Origin of the sequence: Millionella massiliensis (genome assembly GCF_900104655.1) — a bacterium.
Lineage (GTDB): Bacteria > Bacteroidota > Bacteroidia > Bacteroidales > Rikenellaceae > Rikenella > Rikenella massiliensis.
This window is the reverse complement of the sequence record NZ_FNWD01000002.1, coordinates 1,781,797-1,799,801: the sequence shown is the minus strand read 5'-3', so window position 1 is coordinate 1,799,801 and position 18,005 is coordinate 1,781,797. Positions and strand designations below refer to the sequence as shown.

Sequence of the window (18,005 nt, the reverse complement as noted above, 5' to 3'; positions counted from 1 at the left end):
TGATGACAGGTTAAAGTGGGGTGAATGAATTGAGACGTGAAGGGGCGGTGCAAAACAAACCCGGACAAATGGGGAAAGGCAGTACCGGTGCGCAGGGGAAAATCATTCGCGAATAATAAACGAGCAGGGCAGGAAAGAATCACTTTCCTGCCCTGCTCGCTTTGTTCTCAGCTTGCTTTGTTTTCAGCGGCCGTCTCTTTCGGACGGGGCCGGGGAGAGTCGGTTAGAGGGTGTTGAGCAGCTCCTCGAGTTGTACGAGCATCGCTTCGGGGGCGAGCTGCGATTTTTCGAGTCCTTCGGGGGTGAAGAGGGCGACGGTCTCGTTCAGTTCGTCGAGCTCTTTCTGTGCCCCTTCCGCAGTCAACTCTTCACGCAGCAGGCGGATCTTCTCGGCCTGCTGGATCCCTTCGATCAGCCGTTCGAAGCGGATGCTGCTCCGGTCGCCGGGGTAGACGATGTAGCAGTCGCCGGCGGCCCAGGTGCGGAAACGTGAGTCGCGCAGCGGATCGGCCGTCCAGCTGTTGTAGGTCCAGCGCAGCGCTCCGTCGTAGTTGCCGGCGATGGCGTGCACCGGGAGCCAGGCCGCATCGGCCGGGTTTGAGAAGGTGAAGGTGTTGGGGAACGGTTCGGTACAGCAGACGTAAACGGTGCTGATCTGGCCGTTCTTTTCGCGTTGTGCCTTGACTGCTTCGGGGAACTTGTGGGTGTACGGGATGCTCAGGTCGTGGAGGTCGGCCTGGATCTCTTCGTGATAGTTGCCGGCCAGCGTGATCTTGAATTCAGGGTCGGCCTCTTTGATGAGTTTGATGGCCTCCTGCATTGCCTTGAGCGGCCGTTCGTCCATCGAGATGGCGGTCTTTTCGAACCATCCCTTGGCACGGAGGTGGCGCGAGAAGTCCTTCAGGAACGGCAGCCAGTAGTCGGCATAGGCGGCTTCGCCGGGTTCGGCGTTCACGAACTGCACGCGGTTGGTGGCCTGGTCGAAGTAGTCGAAACTCAGTGCCCACGGGATCATGGTGTAGCAGTTGATCTGTTCGTCGATGCCCACTTCGTTGAGCATGAAGTCGATCCATTTGTCGAACACGGTGTAGTCGTAGACCCACGTGCCGTCGATCTTCTTCATGCGGAAGATCATGCTGTCGAAGTGGTCTTCGGTCTGGCCGGCCCAGGGCTTGTGCATGATGGAGGCGGTGACGACCTTCTGGCCGGCGTTGGCCAGCATCTTCATCAGCGGCAGCATCGCGTCGAAGTGTTCGCGGCTCCACAGCGGCACCTGGTAGTAGCGGGCCACGGCGTAGGGGTTTTGCCACAGGTCGAGGTGGAATTTCCAGTCGGACGGATGGGGCAGCGTGCGATCGACCACCTCGAGTCCGATGTCGAGTTTCATCGGTTTGAGGTCGCGGGCGGTGACGGTCAGCGTCCCCTTGTATTGGCCGGGGGCGGCATCCTCGGGAACCCAGACGTTGACCCAGATGGGTTGGGTCGAGCGGGGCTGAAGGTCGCGGAGGCTCACGATGTCGAGTACGTCGGCGACAACCGAGGAGTCCCAGTCGGCCCGGTTCGGACGGTGGCCGCAGCCTCCCTTGCCGTCTTTGTTCAGTTCGTCGGTCATCACGTAGCGCACGAACTGGGCGCGGATGGCCGAGGCCGGAATGGTCGATTTGCCGCAGCGCAGGTCGCTGACGGTGACCTGTACGTCGTCCAGCGCGCGGTTGGTCCACAGTACGGCCTGTCCGTTGACGCGCTCGCCTCTCCAGGCTTTGGTTTTCCAGAGGGTGCTTTTCTCGATCTTCGGAACGTCGAGCTTCTTGTAGCGGGTGTCGATGCTGCCCCAGCCCAGTTCGACGGGTTTCTTGAGGGCATCCCATACTTCGGCGTCGTCGTGGGGCTTGGTGTCGGTCAGTTCCTGGTAGTCGCCCAGGGGGTATTTCTCCATCTCTTGTGCCGAGGCCGCACTCAGGGCGAGGGCGGCCGCAGCGCATGCAATCAGTGCTTTTCTCATCGGTAGGGGTGAGTTCTTTGTTTTATAGGGTTTTATGGGGGATTAGTTCAGGCTGATTTCGTCGATGAATACGAAAGCGGGACTGCCTTTGCCACCGTGCCATGCGGGCATGCTGTGTTCGGGTTTGACGGTGATCTTCACGTAGCGTGCCTGGACGGGGTCAAAGGTGAGTTTGTGTTCGTAGACGCCGTTGCGGTCGCCTTGCTTCATGACGGGATAGTCGGCTTCGGCAACGGTTTTATAGGTCTGTCCGTCGTCCGATACGGCTACTGCGAAGTAGCGGGCGTCGAATACCCAGTCGCCTATGGCCACGCAGGTTTCGATCTGCGCTTCGGAGATTTCGGTGGGCTGCTGAAGGTCGATCACGGCCTCCATGTCGTTTTGCCAGAAGGCGATCCAGCGGCCGGTTTTGTAGTTGCCGTTGCCCTTGAGGCCGTCCACCAGGGTGATGGCTCCTTCGTATTCGTACTGTTTGTTGATCGGCTGGAGCATGGTGATCGGTTTCATGCTGGCTTTGTTGAAGCCGATCTCTTCGGTGAAGATCCGGCTGTTGCCGCTCGGACGGACGATCACGGCCTTGAGGGTGCAGGGCTTGTCGATCTTCAGCGTGTCGGTGTATTTGGGCGACGAGGCGGTGGGCTCGCTGCCGTCGAGGGTGTAGTGGATGTCGGCTTTGTCGATGGCCAGCATCACTACGTCGAGCACGCCGGCCTGCTGGTTGGGCCGGAAGGTGACGTTCACGTCGAAGACGTGTTGGGCGTAGTTGTACCCTTCGAGGTTATAGATGTTGACCAGTTGTCCGAGGCGGGCCAGGAACGAGTCGTATTCTTTCAGGCTGGGGTCGGTCCACTGCACTTCGGCCAGGGCGGCGATGCGGGGCATCTCCATGTATTCTACCTGACGGAAGTTGGGGATGTATTCGGTCCAGAGGTTGGCCTGTACGCCGATGATGTGTTTGGCCTCTTCGGGGGTCAGCTCTTCGGGCACGGGTTCATAGTTGTAGACGGTTTTGACCGGAACATAGCCGCCGATGGCCTGCGGTTCTTTGTCCACGTCCTGACTCTGGTAGTAGTCGAAGTAGAGGTACGAGGTGGGGGTCATGATGGCGTCGTTGCCCATCTTGGCGGCTTTGATCCCCTCTTGGGCGCTGCGCCAGGCCATGACGGTGGCCGTCGGGGTGATGCCGCCTTCCATGATTTCGTCCCAGCCGATGATCCGGCGGCCGTGTTCGTTCAGGAATTTTTCGGCGTGGCCGATGATGTAGCTCTGGAGTTGCTGTTCCGGGGTATGCTTACCGTCGGGTTTGATGCCGAGGGCTTTGATGCGGGCCTGGCATTTCGGACATTTTGACCAACGCACTTTGGGACATTCGTCGCCGCCGACGTGGATGTATTCGCTGGGGAAGATTTCAATAATTTCGCTCAGCACGTCGTCGATGAATTGCAGGGTCTGGTCGTTACCGGCGCAGAGCACGTCGTCCGAGATACCCCAACGGTTCCACACTTCGTAGGGACCGCCGGTGCAGCCCAGCTCGGGATAGGCGGCCAGAGCGGCCTGCATGTGGCCGGGCATGTCGATCTCGGGTACGATGGTGATGTGGCGTTCAGCGGCGTAGGCGACGATCTCGCGGGCCTCTTCCTGGGTGTAGAAACCGCCGTAGGTAGTGGTGTCGTACGAGTCGCTGTTCTGGCCGATGACGGTTGCCTTGCGCTGCGAACCGATGGTGGTGAGTTCCGGGCGTTTCTTGATCTCGATGCGCCATCCCTGGTCGTCGGTCAGGTGCCAATGGAGGCGGTTCAGGTTATGCAGGGCCAGGATGTCGATGAAGCGTTTCATCGAGTCGACGCCGGTGAAGTGGCGGCTCACGTCGAAGTGGGCGCCGCGGTACGAGAAGCGGGGCCAGTCGTTGATCTCAACGGCGGGCAGCTGAACGTCGCCCTTGGTCACGGGCAGCGATTTGCGCAGGGTCTGGATGCCGTAGAAGACGCCGGCTTCGGTGGTACCGGTCAGGGTCACGCCGTCGGAGCTCACCTGCAGCCGGTAGGCTTCGGGATTTTCGGCGGTCTGGCCCAGGGCGAGCAGGATGTTGCCGGAGGCGTCCGAGGCGGTGCCGGGAGCAGTCTGGAGCTGGAGACCGGTCATCTGCTGGATGTAGCCGGCCAGGAAGTCGGCGTTTTTCTGCATCTGTTCGTTCCCGTCGGGGTAGATGATTTTCACGCTGTTGTCCAGACGGAAGGTGCCGTTTTTGTCTGCGGCGACCTGTTGCGGCAGCGGGATGACCTGATAGTCGGCTTTCGGGAGGTTACCGCTCGAGCAGGCTGCGAGTGCGCCGGCCATGACAACGGTGCCCAGAAGTCGGTAGAGTGATTTCATGGTATTATGGGTTGTTTTTGAGGTTAGTAATTTCTGAGGGAGGGGCGGGTGGTGTGGCTCGCCTTATTGTCAAAACACAAAGCTAATCAATATTCGTGAGATTTCTTTTCTGCCGTATGTCGAAGGGGCGGTTTTTTGTTGTTTCGGGGCATTCGGGGGAAGGGTGCTCCCGAGGGGTGGTGTGCGGAGTGCAGCGGGTGGAAACGCTCGGGCGGGGTGTCGGAAAACGGCAGGATCGCGGAACCGCCGGGAGGCGGGGCGGACCGAAAAATGAGGCTGTGGTATCATAATACGGGGCCGGCCTCCGTTACTTGGGAGTCGGTGTGTGGGGCGGCTCCCCGAGGTGGTTGCGGTGTGGGGAGGGTGCGGCGGCGGTCGGCGGAAAACGTTATCTTTGTCTCTATGAATGTAATCGATCTTATCGTCGTCATAGTGCTGCTCGCGTGTGTGTGGAGCGGCTGGAAAAGTGGGATTCTGGTCCAGTTGAGCGGAATCGTGGGGATTGTGTTGGGTACGTGGGTGGCCTATCGCTTTTCGCATGCGATCGGCCGGTGGCTCGATCTGGAGGGGCTGCCGTCGGAGGCGCTGTTCGTGATTGTGCTGATCGGGGTGCTGGTCTGCGTGATCGTGTTGTGTCAGTTGATTACCCGTCTGCTGAAGGCGGGCGGACTGGCCGGCTGGCGGCGGTGGCCAAGGGGGCCTTGATGCTGGGCCTGGCGCTGGTGGCGCTGGAGGCGGCCGTACCGTGGCTCTCGCCAAAAAAGAGGGCCTCTTTCGACAAGGTGTTGAAAGAGGCCCGCAGTTATGCGATATTAAAGGAGGTAGGGGGCTTCGTCTTCCCCTACATTGTCAGCGGCACGAAGGCCGTGGCGGATGAGTTGCAGGAGCACTATCCGACCACCGAGCCGGCCGGAGCATCGATCTCTTCGCCTTCGGGAGCGACGATCGACAGTTTGCCGGCGGGCGATTCGGCCATCAGGATCATGCCCTGAGATTCAATCCCCTTGAGCGTGCGCGGGGCGAGGTTCACCAGCACCAGCACGCGTTTCCCGACCATCTGTTCCGGAGTGAAGTATTCGGCGATGCCGGATACGATGGTGCGGGTGTCTATGCCGGTATCTACGGTGAGTTTCAGCAATTTCTTGGTTTTCGGCACCGGTTCTGCGGCGATCACTTTGCTCACGCGGATGTCCATCTTGGCGAAGTCGTCGAACTGAACGGTGTTCTCCTTGGCTGGGGCTGCGGTGGCGTTGGCTGCGGCATTGGCGGCTTTGGTCTCTTCGAGTTTGCGGAGCTGGGCTTCGATGACGCTGTCGTCGATTTTCTCGAAGAGCAGTTCGGCCTGGCCGAGCTGGTGGCCGGGTGCGAGCAGGGTCATGCAGCCGATGTTGTCCCACTGCATGGAGCTTTGGGGCATCTGGAGCATGGCTTGCAGCTTGGCCGAGGTGAAGGGCAGGAAGGGTTCGCAGGCGATGGCCAGCGATGCGGTGATCTGCAGCGAGATGTTCAGAATGGTGGCCACGCGTTCCGGGTCGCTCTTGATCACTTTCCAGGGCTCGGTGTCGGCCAGGTATTTGTTGCCGAGGCGGGCCAGGTTCATCATCTCCTTGAGGGCTTCGCGGAAACGGTAGTTTTCGATGTTCTGTTCGATGGCGGCCTTGATGCGGGGCATCTCTTCAATGGTCTGCCGGTCGTAGTCGGTCAGACCGCTGTCGGCCATGGCGGGAACGCGGCCTTCGAAGTATTTGTGGGTCAGCACCAGGGCACGGTTCACGAAGTTGCCGAAGATAGCGACCAGTTCGTTGTTGTTGCGTGCCTGGAAGTCGCGCCAGGTGAAGTCGTTGTCTTTGGTTTCGGGAGCGTTGGCGCAGAGTACGTAGCGCAGTACGTCTTCCTTGCCGGGGAACTCGTCGAGGTACTCGTGGAGCCATACGGCCCAGTTGCGAGAGGTCGAGATCTTGTCGCTCTCGAGGTTCAGGAATTCGTTGGCGGGGACGTTTTCGGGCAGGATGAAGTCGCCGTGGGCCTTCAGCATCGAGGGGAAGACGATGCAGTGGAAGACGATGTTGTCCTTACCGATGAAGTGAACCAGTTTGGTGTCCTGATCCTGCCAGTAGGGTTTCCAGCCGTCGGGGTTGCCTTTTTCGGCGAAGAGCTCCTTGGTGGCGGAGATGTAGCCGATCGGGGCGTCGAACCATACGTAGAGGACTTTGCCTTCGGCGCCTTCGACGGGAACGGGGATCCCCCAGTCGAGGTCGCGGCTCACGGCACGGGGCAGCAGACCGCCGTCGAGCCAGCTCTTGCACTGGCCGTAGACGTTCGATTTCCACACTTCGTGTTCACCGCCGTTGTCGGGTCCGTGGCCTTTGAGGATCCATTCGCGCAGGAATGATTCGTAGCGGTCGAGCGGCAGGAACCAGTGTTTGGTCTCTTTCAGGATCGGGGTGGCGCCGGTGATGGCCGATTTAGGGTCGATCAGTTCGGTCGGCGAGAGGGTCGAACCGCACTTCTCGCACTGGTCGCCGTAGGCCCCTTCGCTGTGACATTTGGGACAGGTGCCGGTAATGTAACGGTCGGCGAGGAACTGCTGGGCTTCGGGGTCGTAGTATTGTTCGGTGGTCTGTTCGATGAAGTCACCCTGATCGTAGAGCTTGCGGAAGAAGTCCGAAGCGGTACGTGAGTGCATGGCGGAGCTGGTGCGGGAGTAGATGTCGAAGCTGATCCCGAAGCGGCGGAAGGCGTCTTTGATGATGCCGTGGTACTTATCGACGACGTCCTGTGGGGTGATGCCCTCTTTTTTTGCTTTGATGGTGATGGGCACGCCGTGTTCGTCGGAGCCGCAGATCGAGATGACGTCGGCGCCGCGGTCGCGCAGATAGCGGACGTATATGTCGGAGGGCACGTAGACGCCGGCCAGGTGACCGATGTGGACGGGGCCGTTGGCGTACGGCAGTGCCGAGGTGACGAGGTATCTTTTGGGTTGTTTCATGTTGCGTTATGTCTGTTTCGGTAGTATGTGCGGGTATGATCAGGCGGGGCTGACGGATCGGAGCGGAAACGGTCTGTTCAGGAACGTTCGGGTCGAGTGGGTCGGAGATGGGTCGGGATCGTTTTGTCTGGAAAGAGCTGCCATGGACAGGGGCGCTTGTTTCTTACTCTCTCCCCCATTCCCCATTCTTTCCAGTCCCTTGCTCTCTGCTCCTTTGCCTTCCCTTCTTTTTTATCTCTTCTTCTTCCTCTCTCCCCCCTGTTTCGGCCCCCCCGGGTGGGGTTATCGGCCGGCCTGGTAGGCTTTCAGTCCCGATTCGAGGAACTGGATGAAGCCGTTGACGTTGAGGTCGTACGAGCGCGGGGTCACCAGCGGCTGACCGGCGTTGTCGAGCAGCACGTAGTAGGGTTGTGCGTTGATCCCGAAGCGTTCGATCTGGAACGAGGCGTTGATCTTGCCGAGGGTTTTGCGCACTTTGCCGTCGGGGGTGGTGATCCACTCCTCTTCGGGCAACTGTTTCTTGTCGTCGACGTAGAGGGCGATGATGACGTAGTTGTCACGCAGCAGCTGTTGTACGGTGGGGTCGCTCCATACGTTGGCCTCCATCTCGCGGCAGTTCACGCAGCCGTGGCCGGTGAAGTCGAGGAAGACGGGTTTGCCGACCTCTTGGGCGTACTGCATCCCCTCTTCGTAGTCGAAGAAGCCTTCCAAACCGTGGGGCAGGTGGAGGAAGTCGCTGTATTTGGGGGCACCGCCTGCGATTTTCGATCGGTCGAGGCTTGAGGGGGCGGTGGTGCCGGTGGCAGCGGTTCCGGTCGTGGCCGAGAGGTTGAAGTCCATGGTCGAGAGCGGGGGCAGGTAGCCGCTGAGGGCTTTGAGCGGGGCGCCGAACATGCCGGGGATCAGGTAGACCACGAAGGCGAAGGTGATGATGGCCAGGAAGAGCCGTTTAACGCTGACGTATTTGGTTTCGCTGTCGTGAGCGAAGCGGATCTTACCGAGCAGGTAGAAGCCGAGCAGGGTGAAGATCACGACCCAGAGGGCGATGTAGACTTCGCGGTCGAGGAGTCCCCAGTGGTAGGTCTGGTCGGCCACGGAGAGGAACTTCAGCCCGAGGGCGAGTTCGATGAAACCGAGCACCACCTTGACGGAGTTGAGCCATCCGCCCGATTTGGGGAGGTTCTTGAGCAGCGAGGGGAAGAAGGCGAAGACGGTGAACGGGAGGGCGAATGCGATCGAGAAGGCGAGCATGGTGAAGATGGGTTCCCAGATGGCGCCTTGGGTCGATTTGACGAGCACGGTGCCGACGATGGGGCCGGTGCAGCTGAAGGAGACGAGCACCAGCGTCAGTGCCATGAAGAAGACACCGACCAGACCGCCCTTATCGGCTTTCGAGTCGCTCTTGTTGACCAGTTTCGAGGGCATGGTGATTTCGAACGCACCGAAGAACGATGCGGCGAAGATCATGAAGATCAGGAAGAAGAGGATGTTCGGAATCCAGTGCGTGGCCAGCCAGTTGAAGATGTCGGCCGTCACGGAGTCGCCGCCCACGAAGTAGGTCACCAGGATGATGATGGCGATGGGCAGGGTGTAGAGGGCGACGATCGAGATGCCGTAGAGCGAGGCCATCATGCGGCCCTTGGCCTTGTTGTCGCTACCCTTCATGAAGAAGCTGACGGTCATCGGCACCATGGGGAAGACGCAGGGGGTCAGCAGGGCGGCGAAACCCCACAGGATGGCTTCGATGATGATGCCCCAGAAGCTCTTCTTTTCGTTCTGCTGGAGCCCTTCGAGCGAGGCTTGTTCGGTGGTGCCGTCCGCGGCGCTGAGGGCGGCGTCCGCGGCGGGATCGACCATCATGGCGTCGTCGGCTACCATCTTACCGGTCGGGTCGGGCGTGGCGGTCACCGAGGTGTCACCGGCAGCTGGCGTTTCGGGAGCCGGCGATGCGGCAGCTTGAGCCGAGGGGGTGATGGTGAAGGTGAAATCTTCGTCGGTGGGGGGCATGCAGCTCTCGTCGTCGCACACCTGCCATTCGACGCTCCCTTTGATGGTGATGGGGGCGCCGGCTGCGGCCAGCTCGGACGAAACGTTGAATTTCTGGAGGAAACGGGCGCTCTTGCTGAAGTAGCCGATCTCCATGCCGAAGATCTCGTCCTGCACGCGGGTGGGCGGGGTGAGCTGCTGGATGCCGCCGTCGAGGGTGACGCCGGCGGGCAATTCAAAGGTGAAGGTGGTGGCGTTGGGGCCTCCTTCGTAGGGGCCGATGTCGTACATGTGCCAGGCTCCGCCGATGGTGGCGGTGATTTCGACCTGTTGGCCGGTGGCGGTGGCTTTCCATTTCACCGGGTTTTCGAACTGGGCGGCGGCGGTGAGCACCGTGCCGAGCAGTACGAACAGGGTGGCGATCGTGTGTCTGATTTTCATAGCGTTGTGTGCGTGGTTATGAAAAATAAGGCGTTTGACCGGATGTTGCGGGCCGCGCTATTTGGCGGCGATTTTTGCCCACGAGTCTTTGAGGGTGGCCGTACGGTTGAAGACGGGGATGCCCTCTTCCGTGCGGGGGGCGGTGTCGGCGCAGAAGTACCCGAGGCGTTCGAACTGGAACTTGTCGCCGGGCTGAGCGTCGGCCAGCGCGGGTTCGCACTGGGCGCGGACCACCTTCAGCGAATCGGGGTTCAGGTTGTCGAGGAAGGTGCCGCCTTCGGCCACTTCGTCGGGGTTTTCGGTGGCGAACAGGCGGTCGAAGAGGCGCACGTCGGCCGGGATGGCGTGCTGGGCCGATACCCAGTGGATGATGCCTTTGACCTTGCGTCCGTCGGACGAGCCGCCGCCCAGCGACAGCGGGTCGTAGGTGCAGCGCAGTTCGACGATTTCGCCGCTTTGGGGGTCTTTGACGACCTCTTCGCATTTGATGAGGTAGCCGTAGCGCAGGCGCACTTCGCCGCCGGGTTTGAGGCGGAAGAATTTCTTGGGCGGTTCTTCCATGAAGTCGTCGCGTTCGATGTAGATTTCGCGGCTGAAGGGCACCGGACGACGGCCGGCTGCGGGGTCTTCGGGGTTATTGACGCATTCGAGGGTTTCGACCTGGCCTTCGGGGTAGTTGGTGATGACCACCTTCAGGGGGTTGAGCACGGCCATGCGGCGCAGGGCGGTTTTGTTGAGGTCTTCGCGCACGCACCATTCGAGCAGCCCGAGGTCGATGATGTTGTCGCGTTTGGCGACGCCGACCTTCTCGGCGAACATGCGGATCGATTCGGGGGTGTACCCGCGTCGGCGCAGGCCGCTGATGGTGGGCATGCGGGGGTCGTCCCAGCCGCTGACGTAGCCTTCCTTGACGAGCTGGAGCAGTTTGCGTTTGCTCATCACGGTGTAGGTCAGGTTCAACCGGGCGAATTCGTACTGGTGCGAGGGGAAGATGCCGAGCTGTTCGATGAACCAGTCGTAGAGCGGACGGTGGACGTCGAATTCGAGGGTGCAGATCGAGTGGGTGATGCGTTCGATCGAGTCGCTTTCGCCGTGGGCGTAGTCGTACATCGGGTAGATGCACCATTTGTCGCCTGTGCGGTGGTGGTGCGAGTGGATGATGCGGTACATCAGCGGGTCGCGCAGCAGCATGTTGGGGTGTGCCATGTCGATCTTGGCGCGGAGCACCTTTTCGCCGTCCTTGTATTTGCCTTCGCGCATCTCGGCGAACAGGCGCAGGTTCTCTTCGACGCTGCGGTCGCGCCACGGGCTGTTCGTGCCGGGTTGGGTGACGGTGCCGCGGCCCAGGCGGATCTCCTCCTGAGTCTGGTCATCGACGTAGGCGAGCCCTTTCTTGATCAATTCGACGGCCCATTCATAGAGTTGTTCGAAGTAGTCCGAGGCGTAGTGTTCTTCGGCCCACTCGAAGCCGAGCCAGCGGATGTCTTCCTTGATCGAGTCGACGTATTCGACGTCCTCTTTGACGGGGTTGGTGTCGTCGAAGCGGAGGTTGCATTTGCCGCCGTATTTCTTGGCCAGACCGAAGTTCAGGCAGATCGATTTGGCGTGGCCGATGTGGAGGTATCCATTGGGTTCCGGTGGGAAGCGGGTGTGTACGCGGGGTTCGCCGTCGGCAATGGATTTTTCGATGATTTCTTCTATGAAATTAAGCTTTTCGGTGCTTTCCATGGTCGCTTACTGTTTGATATATCATGCAAATATACTGCTTTTTATCGCACGTATGGATAACGCAGGCCCATGTTGCCCATATTTTTCTGTATTTGAACCTTTTTTGCGGCGGGTGTGGAAGGTTGCGCGGCGGTTCGGCGGGCAGGTTTCGGGGGTGGAAATACGGGTTGGGCGGAGGCGTGTCGTTTGGTGAGGAAATACAGTCAAACGGGGGTAAAACGGAACGCAGCTTCGCACCGAACGGGGGAGCGAAGCTGCGCTGAAAGGGTAGTGACAAGGTTGCTCGAATGGGTATTCCGGGCAGGTTGTCGGGTTATCGGAGTTTGAGGGTAGCCTCCTGTCGGATGTCGCGCGAGGAGGCGCCGATACGGAGCTGGAACTCACCCGGTTCGAAGGTCCATGCGTTCAGCTTTTCGCTGAAGTATTGGAAGCTCTCCCGGTTCAACCGGAAGGTGACCGTTTTGCTTTCGCCCGGTTTGAGCCACACTTTTTCGAATCCCTTGAGTTCCTGGAGCGGGCGTTCCTCTTTCGAGACGGGGTCGCCGACGTAGAGCTGTACCACTTCGCCGCCGTAGCGTTTGCCGGTGTTGCGCACCGGCAGGGTGATCTGTACTTCGGCCTCTTTGGGGTCGAGGATTTCGACCGTCGGAGTGCCGTACTCAAAGGTGGTGTACGAGAGGCCATGGCCGAAGGGGAAGAGGGGTGTGGTGCCCTGTTTGTCGTAGCCGCGGTACCCGGTGAAGATCCCCTCGCGGTAGTAGACTTTGCGTTCGCGGCGGGTTTCGTCGTAGTTGCCGCAGGCAGGCGAATCGCTCCACTGGCGTTCGATGGTGAAGGGGAGTTTGGCCGATGGATTCACGCGGCCCGACAGGATGTGGGCCAGCGCATTGCCCCCCTCCTGACCGGCGTAGAAGGCGTGCAGGACCGTGGGGACGCGGTCGATCCAGGGGGTCATGCGGATGCCGCCGCCGGCATGGATCACCACGACGGCGTTGGGGTTGACGGCGGTGACCTCACGGATCAGCTGGTCCTGTCCGAAGGGGAGTTCGAAGGGGCGGTCGCGGCCTTCGAGTTCGATGGGGCCGTCCAGCCCGACGCAGAGCACCACCACGTCAGTAGCGGCGGCCAGTCGTTTGGCTTCAGAGAAGTCGATTTCGCTGTCATAGGTGTAGCCCATGCGGATTTCGGCCGGCAGGGCACGTTGGCTGCGGTACTCCAGCCGCACGAGGGTGCTGTCGCCCTGACGGACGGCCAGCGCACAGTCGCGCTTGTCGAACGACTGGGACTCCCAGGCGTCGAGGCGAAGGGTACCATTGACCCAGAGCCGGTAGCCGCCCTGGGCGTCGACAAAGATGCGCAGGCTGTCGGTGCGGTCGGCATCGATGTAGCCCTCCCATTCGATGCGGTAGTCGTCGCCGAAGCGGCTGTCGCCGAGCGGTGCGCCCCACCATTCGTTGTTCACGCGTGCGTCGATCCGTTCGGCCAGGAGCGTGTCGGCCGGAGCGACAGCCCCGCCCGGTTGGTTACCGGATGCGACCTGTCGGCCGGCGGCTACGGCCTGCTGTTGCATGAGGCGGCCGGTCGGGTCGTCGGCAGCGGCGGTCGGGGCACAGGTGTAGTAGCGTGCTTCGAGGCCGGGTGCTCCGGTGTGGGTGCGGAAACGGCTGTTGGCGAAGAGACGCGGTTTGAACTGGTTGGAAATCCCTTCGGAGTAGTAGACGGTGGCTTCGGGGAACTCGGCGCGGATCCCTTCGAGGTCGGTGACGACGTACCACGGGTGGACGCGGGAGCTTCCGCCTCCGCCGTACACGACGTTATCGGCCGTGTGGATGCGGTCGTTGACGATGGGCGGGTTGGCCGTCGGGCCGATCACGGCGATCGTCCGAGGCGCGGCGAGCGGCAGCAGCGAGCGGTCGTTTTTCAGCAGGATGATCCCCTCTTCGGCACTCTTCAGAGCCTGTCGGTTGGCCTGGGGGTTGAAGGCGGGGAGGGTCGAATCGCGCTGGGGACGGTCGAAGAAGCCCATCTCCATGCAGGTGCCGTAGATGTGGCGCACCTTTTCGTCAATCGTTGCGCGGGTGACGATCCCGGAATCGATCAGCGGCAGCAGCTGGTCGCGCGTGAAGCAGAGGTAGCTGCCCATTTCGAGGTCGAGCCCGTGGTTGGCGGCCCGTTCGGCCGAGTAGGTACAGGCCCAGTCGGACATCAGGATGCCGCGGAAGCCCCACTCTTTCCGGAGGATGTCGATCAGGTGTTTGTTTTCGGTGCAGAAGATGCCGTTGAGGGGGTTGTAGCCGGTCATGACGGCCCGCACGCCGGCCCGTTGGACGGCGGCGCGGAACGGCGGCAGGTAGATCTCACGCAGGGCGCGTTCGGAGACCTCGGTGCTCACCCGGTAGCGGTCGAACTCCTGGTCGTTGCCGGCGAAGTGTTTGATGGTGGCGATCACACCCCCGTCCTGGACCGAACGGATGAAGGGGACGACCATCTCGGAGGTAAGGTAGGGGTCTTCGCCGAAGTATTCGAAGTTGCGTGCCCCTTTCGACGCGCGGTAGATGTTCACGCCGGGGGCCAGCATGAAGTGGAGCCCGCGTGCCCGCCACTCTTCGGCGTAGAGTCGGCCGGTCTCGGCGGCCAGCGACCGGTTCCACGACGAGGCCAGCGAGAGTGCCGACGGAAAGGCCGTGGCGCGGCCCCAGATGCCCCACGACGAGACGCCCAGCGGGCCGTCGGCCATGGTGAAGGCCGGGATGCCGAGCCGTTCGCAGGGGTGGAGGTAGAAGTCGCGGTAGCCGGCCAGCAGGTCGATTTTTTCTTCCAGCGTCATGCGGCCGATCAGGTCGTCGAGCCGCTGGTCGAGGGTCAGTGTCGTATCCCGGAAGGGATAGCGGGCCGCTTCCTGTCCGAAGCCCGGACGGAGTCCGCCGAGGACAAAAAGGGTGAGCAGGAGAGTTTTCCTTAACATGGAGTGGTTTAGGGTGTTTGGGTAGAGGGCATGAAGTCCCAAAGGTAGGAAAAAATAATAATAAGTATCCCCCGGATGGCAGCTGGCGGGGGTGGAAGGGTTTTCGGGTGGAGGGAGGTGGGCGATCTTTCGGAGCGGCGACAGGTAGCAGGAAGAGGTGGAAAGCCGTGATGTCCCGGCGGTAAAGTCATTGTTCAGAGAGGTTTGGAAGCTGTCGAAAGGTGGGGCGGGAGTGACGGTCGGGTGTTGGGGAGGGGGTGAAACGGCAGGTGCGAAATTTCCTGCTCCGGGTTAAAAAGCGTAGCTTTGTCCCTCCAACCACCCGAAATCACTGCGATGAAAAAGACTACCATTGAGCTCGAAAACATGGAATTCTATGCTTTCCATGGCCATTATGAAGAGGAACAGGTGGTCGGCAACCGGTTTCGCGTCGATCTCCGTTTCGATGTCGACGGCGAGCAGGCTGCGCTGACCGACGAACTGGACACCACCGTCAGCTACCTCGATGTTTACGAGTGCGTCCGCGAGCAGATGCAGATCCCCTCGCACCTGCTGGAGCACGTCTCCAGACGCATCGGCGAGGCGCTGCGCGAACGTTTCCCTGCCATCCTCTCCATCCGGCTCAAGGTCTCCAAAATGGCTCCGCCGTTAGGCGGTCAGGTTGAGAAGGTTAGCCTCGTTACGGAATGGTAATTCACTGCGGTACAGTTAATTAACACGATTGTTAATAAGTTTTAATAAGTTTTTGGCAGATCGGAGTACCGCTCCGAAAAAGAGGTTACCTTTGCACTTAAAACGACAAAATTCAGCCCCCATATACCATGCAGGAACTTAAACAATATACCTACGAAGAGGCAGTAGCCGGCGCCCGTGAATACTTCAAGGGCGACGACCTGGCTGCCACCGTGTGGGTCACCAAGTATGCCCTGAAGGACTCCTTCGGCAAGATCTACGAATGCTCGCCGGAGCAGATGCACGAACGTATCGCTGCGGAACTCGAACGCATCGAGAAGAAGTATCCCAACCCGATGAGCAAGGCCGAAATCCACGAACTGCTCGACGGCTTCAAGTACGCCGTACCGCAGGGTGGACCGATGACCGGCATCGGCAACGATCTGCAGATCGCCTCGATCTCGAACTGCTTTGTGATCGGCCATGAAAAACCCGCCGACTCCTACGGCGGTATCATCCGCATCGACGAAGAGCAGGTTCAGCTGATGAAACGTCGCGGCGGCGTGGGACACGACCTCTCGCACATCCGCCCCACCGGCTCGCCCGTGCTCAACTCGGCCCTCACCTCGACCGGGATCGTTCCCTTCATGGAACGCTACTCCAACTCGACCCGCGAAGTGGCTCAGGACGGCCGCCGCGGCGCACTGATGCTCTCCCTCTCGATCAAACACCCCGACGCCGAACGCTTTATCGACGCCAAACTCGAACAGGGCAAAGTCACCGGTGCCAACGTCTCGATCAAAGTCGACGACGAATTCATGCAGGCTGCCATCGAAGGCAAACCCTATCGTCAGCAGTTCCCCATCACCGGCGACAACCCGATGGTGTCGGGCGAAATCGACGCCGCCGCCCTCTGGAAAAAGATCGTCCACAACGCCTGGAAATCGGCCGAACCCGGTGTCCTCTTCTGGGATACCGTCATCCGCGAATCGGTGCCCGACTGCTATGCCGACCTCGGCTTCCGCACCGTTTCGACCAACCCCTGCGGCGAAATCCCGCTCTGTCCCTACGACAGCTGCCGTCTGCTGGCGCTCAACCTCTACAGCTACGTCGACAAACCCTTCACCAAAGAGGCCAAATTCGACACTGCCAAATTCAAGAAACACGTCCGTAAGGCGATGCGCATGATGGACGACATCATCGACATCGAACTCGAAAAGGTCGAAGCCATCATCGCCAAGATTGACAAAGACCCCGAAGATGCCGACATCCGCCGCGTGGAACGCGACCTGTGGGAAAAGATCCGTCGCAAAGCCCTGATGGGACGTCGTACCGGCCTGGGTATCACGGCCGAAGGCGACATGCTGGCCGCGCTCGGTCTGCGCTACGGTTCGGACGAAGCGATCGAATTCGCCGCCAACCTCCAGAAAACCCTCGCCATCGAAGCCTATCGCGCCTCGGTCGAAATGGCCGGTGAACGCGGTGCTTTCGAGATGTACGACGCCAAACGCGAGGAGAACAACCCGATGATCCTGCGCATCAAGGAGGCCGATCCGAAACTCTACGACCTGATGGTGAAACAGGGTCGCCGCAACGTGGCCATGCTGACCATCGCCCCCACCGGAACCACCTCGCTGATGACGCAAACCACCAGCGGTATCGAACCCGTCTTCCTGCCCGTCTACAAGCGTCGCCGCAAGGTGAACCCCAGTGACAAGAACGTCAACATCACCTTCGTGGACGAAGTGGGAGACTCGTGGGAAGAGTACAACGTATATCACCACCACTTCCTGACCTGGGTTAAAACCAACAAGGGGCTGACCGACGAGCAGATCAAAAAACTCTCGGACGAAGAGGTCGACCGGCTGGTGGCCGAATCGCCCTACCACAACGCCACCTCGAACGACATCGACTGGGTGGCCAAGGTCAAGATGCAGGGTGCCATGCAGAAATGGGTCGATCACTCGATTTCGGTGACCGTCAACCTGCCCAACAACGTCTCGGAATCGCTCGTCGACGAAGTCTACAAAACGGCCTGGCGGTCGGGATGTAAGGGCGTTACGGTCTATCGCGACGGCAGCCGTGCCGGTGTGCTGGTCAAGAAGGACAAGAAGAAAGAGGAGGAAGGAATGCCCGCCAGCCGTCCCATGTCGCTCGAAGCCGACGTGGTTCGCTTCAAGAACGGTCCCGAAGACTGGATCGCCTTCGTCGGGCTCTACAACCACAAACCCTACGAAATCTTTACCGGTAAGGTCGACGAAGATGCCCTCTACTTCCCCAAGACCATCAAGAAAGGCTATATCCTGAAGGTGATCGAGAAGGACGGCACCAAGCGTTACGACTTCCAGTACAAGGACAAATACGGCTACCTGAACACCGTGGGCGGTATCTCGCGCCTGTTCGACGAAGAGTTCTGGAACTACGCCAAACTGATCTCCGGCGTGCTGCGTACCGGTATGCCCCCGATCGACGTGGTGAACCTCGTGTCGTCGCTGCGCCTCGACAGCGATACGATCAATACCTGGAAAAACGGGGTGGCTCGCGCCCTCCACAAATATATCCCGAACGGTACTAAACCCAAGGGAGGTAAGAAATGTCCCGAATGCGGACAGGAAAGCCTGGTTTACCAGGAGGGCTGCCTGGTTTGTACCAACTGCGGCCACTCGAAATGCGGTTGATAACCGTTTGACGGAATGAGTGAAGCGTCTGCCGACCCCGCGTGCGGCAGACGCTTTTTTGTATCTCCGCCGGTGGAAGGTATGGGGATCGTGGGGGCGCTGGATCGTTGTTTCAACCCACCGTGTTGATACAGTGGCAGGAGTGCATCGGAAGTTGTTGCGGGGTGGGGC

At 60.3% G+C, this 18,005-nt stretch carries 9 protein-coding genes; 3 read left to right on the top strand and 6 right to left on the bottom strand.

Annotated elements, in window-relative coordinates:
* Positions 1 to 223 precede the first annotated feature (223 nt).
* Both BQ5379_RS06960 and BQ5379_RS06955 read right to left on the bottom strand, forming a co-directional pair.
* Positions 224 to 2,002: a DUF4091 domain-containing protein gene (locus BQ5379_RS06960; RefSeq protein ID WP_071134769.1), complete on the bottom strand. Its 1,779-nt coding sequence runs from the start codon at positions 2,000 to 2,002 to the stop codon at positions 224 to 226.
* A 42-nt stretch (positions 2,003 to 2,044) separates the two neighbouring features.
* Positions 2,045 to 4,375 carry a glycoside hydrolase family 20 protein gene (locus BQ5379_RS06955; RefSeq protein WP_071134768.1) on the bottom strand — a complete coding sequence of 777 codons (2,331 nt, stop codon included), beginning with the start codon at positions 4,373 to 4,375 and terminating at the stop codon, positions 2,045 to 2,047.
* 402 nt (positions 4,376 to 4,777) lie between these two features.
* Here BQ5379_RS06955 and BQ5379_RS11230 point away from each other — a divergent pair, with 402 nt between their 5' ends.
* Positions 4,778 to 5,080 (top strand): CvpA family protein, encoded by a 303-nt coding sequence (locus BQ5379_RS11230; protein ID WP_071134767.1) that lies wholly within the window; start codon positions 4,778 to 4,780, stop codon positions 5,078 to 5,080.
* A gap of 184 nt (positions 5,081 to 5,264) precedes the next feature.
* Here the strand turns inward: BQ5379_RS11230 and metG are convergent, their stop codons facing one another.
* The 4 genes from metG to BQ5379_RS06930 form a co-directional block, all read right to left on the bottom strand.
* Positions 5,265 to 7,364, bottom strand: coding sequence for a methionine--tRNA ligase (gene metG, locus BQ5379_RS06945; protein ID WP_071134766.1), 2,100 nt, complete (start codon positions 7,362 to 7,364; stop codon positions 5,265 to 5,267).
* Between the two features lie 282 nt (positions 7,365 to 7,646).
* Positions 7,647 to 9,791, bottom strand: a complete 2,145-nt coding sequence (locus BQ5379_RS06940; protein ID WP_071134765.1) for a protein-disulfide reductase DsbD family protein — start codon at positions 9,789 to 9,791, stop codon at positions 7,647 to 7,649.
* Positions 9,792 to 9,848: 57 nt separating this feature from the next.
* Positions 9,849 to 11,519: a glutamine--tRNA ligase/YqeY domain fusion protein gene (locus tag BQ5379_RS06935; RefSeq protein ID WP_071134764.1), complete on the bottom strand. Its 1,671-nt coding sequence runs from the start codon at positions 11,517 to 11,519 to the stop codon at positions 9,849 to 9,851.
* A gap of 313 nt (positions 11,520 to 11,832) precedes the next feature.
* Positions 11,833 to 14,484 (bottom strand): beta-glucosidase, encoded by a 2,652-nt coding sequence (locus tag BQ5379_RS06930; protein WP_071134763.1) that lies wholly within the window; start codon positions 14,482 to 14,484, stop codon positions 11,833 to 11,835.
* Positions 14,485 to 14,820: 336 nt separating this feature from the next.
* Here BQ5379_RS06930 and folB point away from each other — a divergent pair, with 336 nt between their 5' ends.
* Entirely contained in the window at positions 14,821 to 15,177 is a 357-nt protein-coding gene (folB, locus tag BQ5379_RS06925; protein ID WP_071134762.1) for a dihydroneopterin aldolase, read from the top strand.
* Between the two features lie 128 nt (positions 15,178 to 15,305).
* Entirely contained in the window at positions 15,306 to 17,834 is a 2,529-nt protein-coding gene (locus BQ5379_RS06920; protein ID WP_071134761.1) for an adenosylcobalamin-dependent ribonucleoside-diphosphate reductase, read from the top strand.
* Positions 17,835 to 18,005 lie beyond the last annotated feature (171 nt).

Excerpts from the sequence above, each read along its gene's own strand:
- metG (WP_071134766.1), bottom strand. The coding sequence starts at position 7,364 with ATGAAACAACCCAAAAGATACCTCGTCACCTCGGCACTGCCGTACGCC.
- BQ5379_RS06930 (WP_071134763.1), bottom strand. The coding sequence starts at position 14,484 with ATGTTAAGGAAAACTCTCCTGCTCACCCTTTTTGTCCTCGGCGGACTC.
- BQ5379_RS06920 (WP_071134761.1), top strand. The coding sequence starts at position 15,306 with ATGCAGGAACTTAAACAATATACCTACGAAGAGGCAGTAGCCGGCGCC.
- BQ5379_RS06940 (WP_071134765.1), bottom strand. The coding sequence starts at position 9,791 with ATGAAAATCAGACACACGATCGCCACCCTGTTCGTACTGCTCGGCACG.
- BQ5379_RS06955 (WP_071134768.1), bottom strand. The coding sequence starts at position 4,375 with ATGAAATCACTCTACCGACTTCTGGGCACCGTTGTCATGGCCGGCGCA.
- folB (WP_071134762.1), top strand. The coding sequence starts at position 14,821 with ATGAAAAAGACTACCATTGAGCTCGAAAACATGGAATTCTATGCTTTC.
- BQ5379_RS06960 (WP_071134769.1), bottom strand. The coding sequence starts at position 2,002 with ATGAGAAAAGCACTGATTGCATGCGCTGCGGCCGCCCTCGCCCTGAGT.
- BQ5379_RS11230 (WP_071134767.1), top strand. The coding sequence starts at position 4,778 with ATGAATGTAATCGATCTTATCGTCGTCATAGTGCTGCTCGCGTGTGTG.
- BQ5379_RS06935 (WP_071134764.1), bottom strand. The coding sequence starts at position 11,519 with ATGGAAAGCACCGAAAAGCTTAATTTCATAGAAGAAATCATCGAAAAA.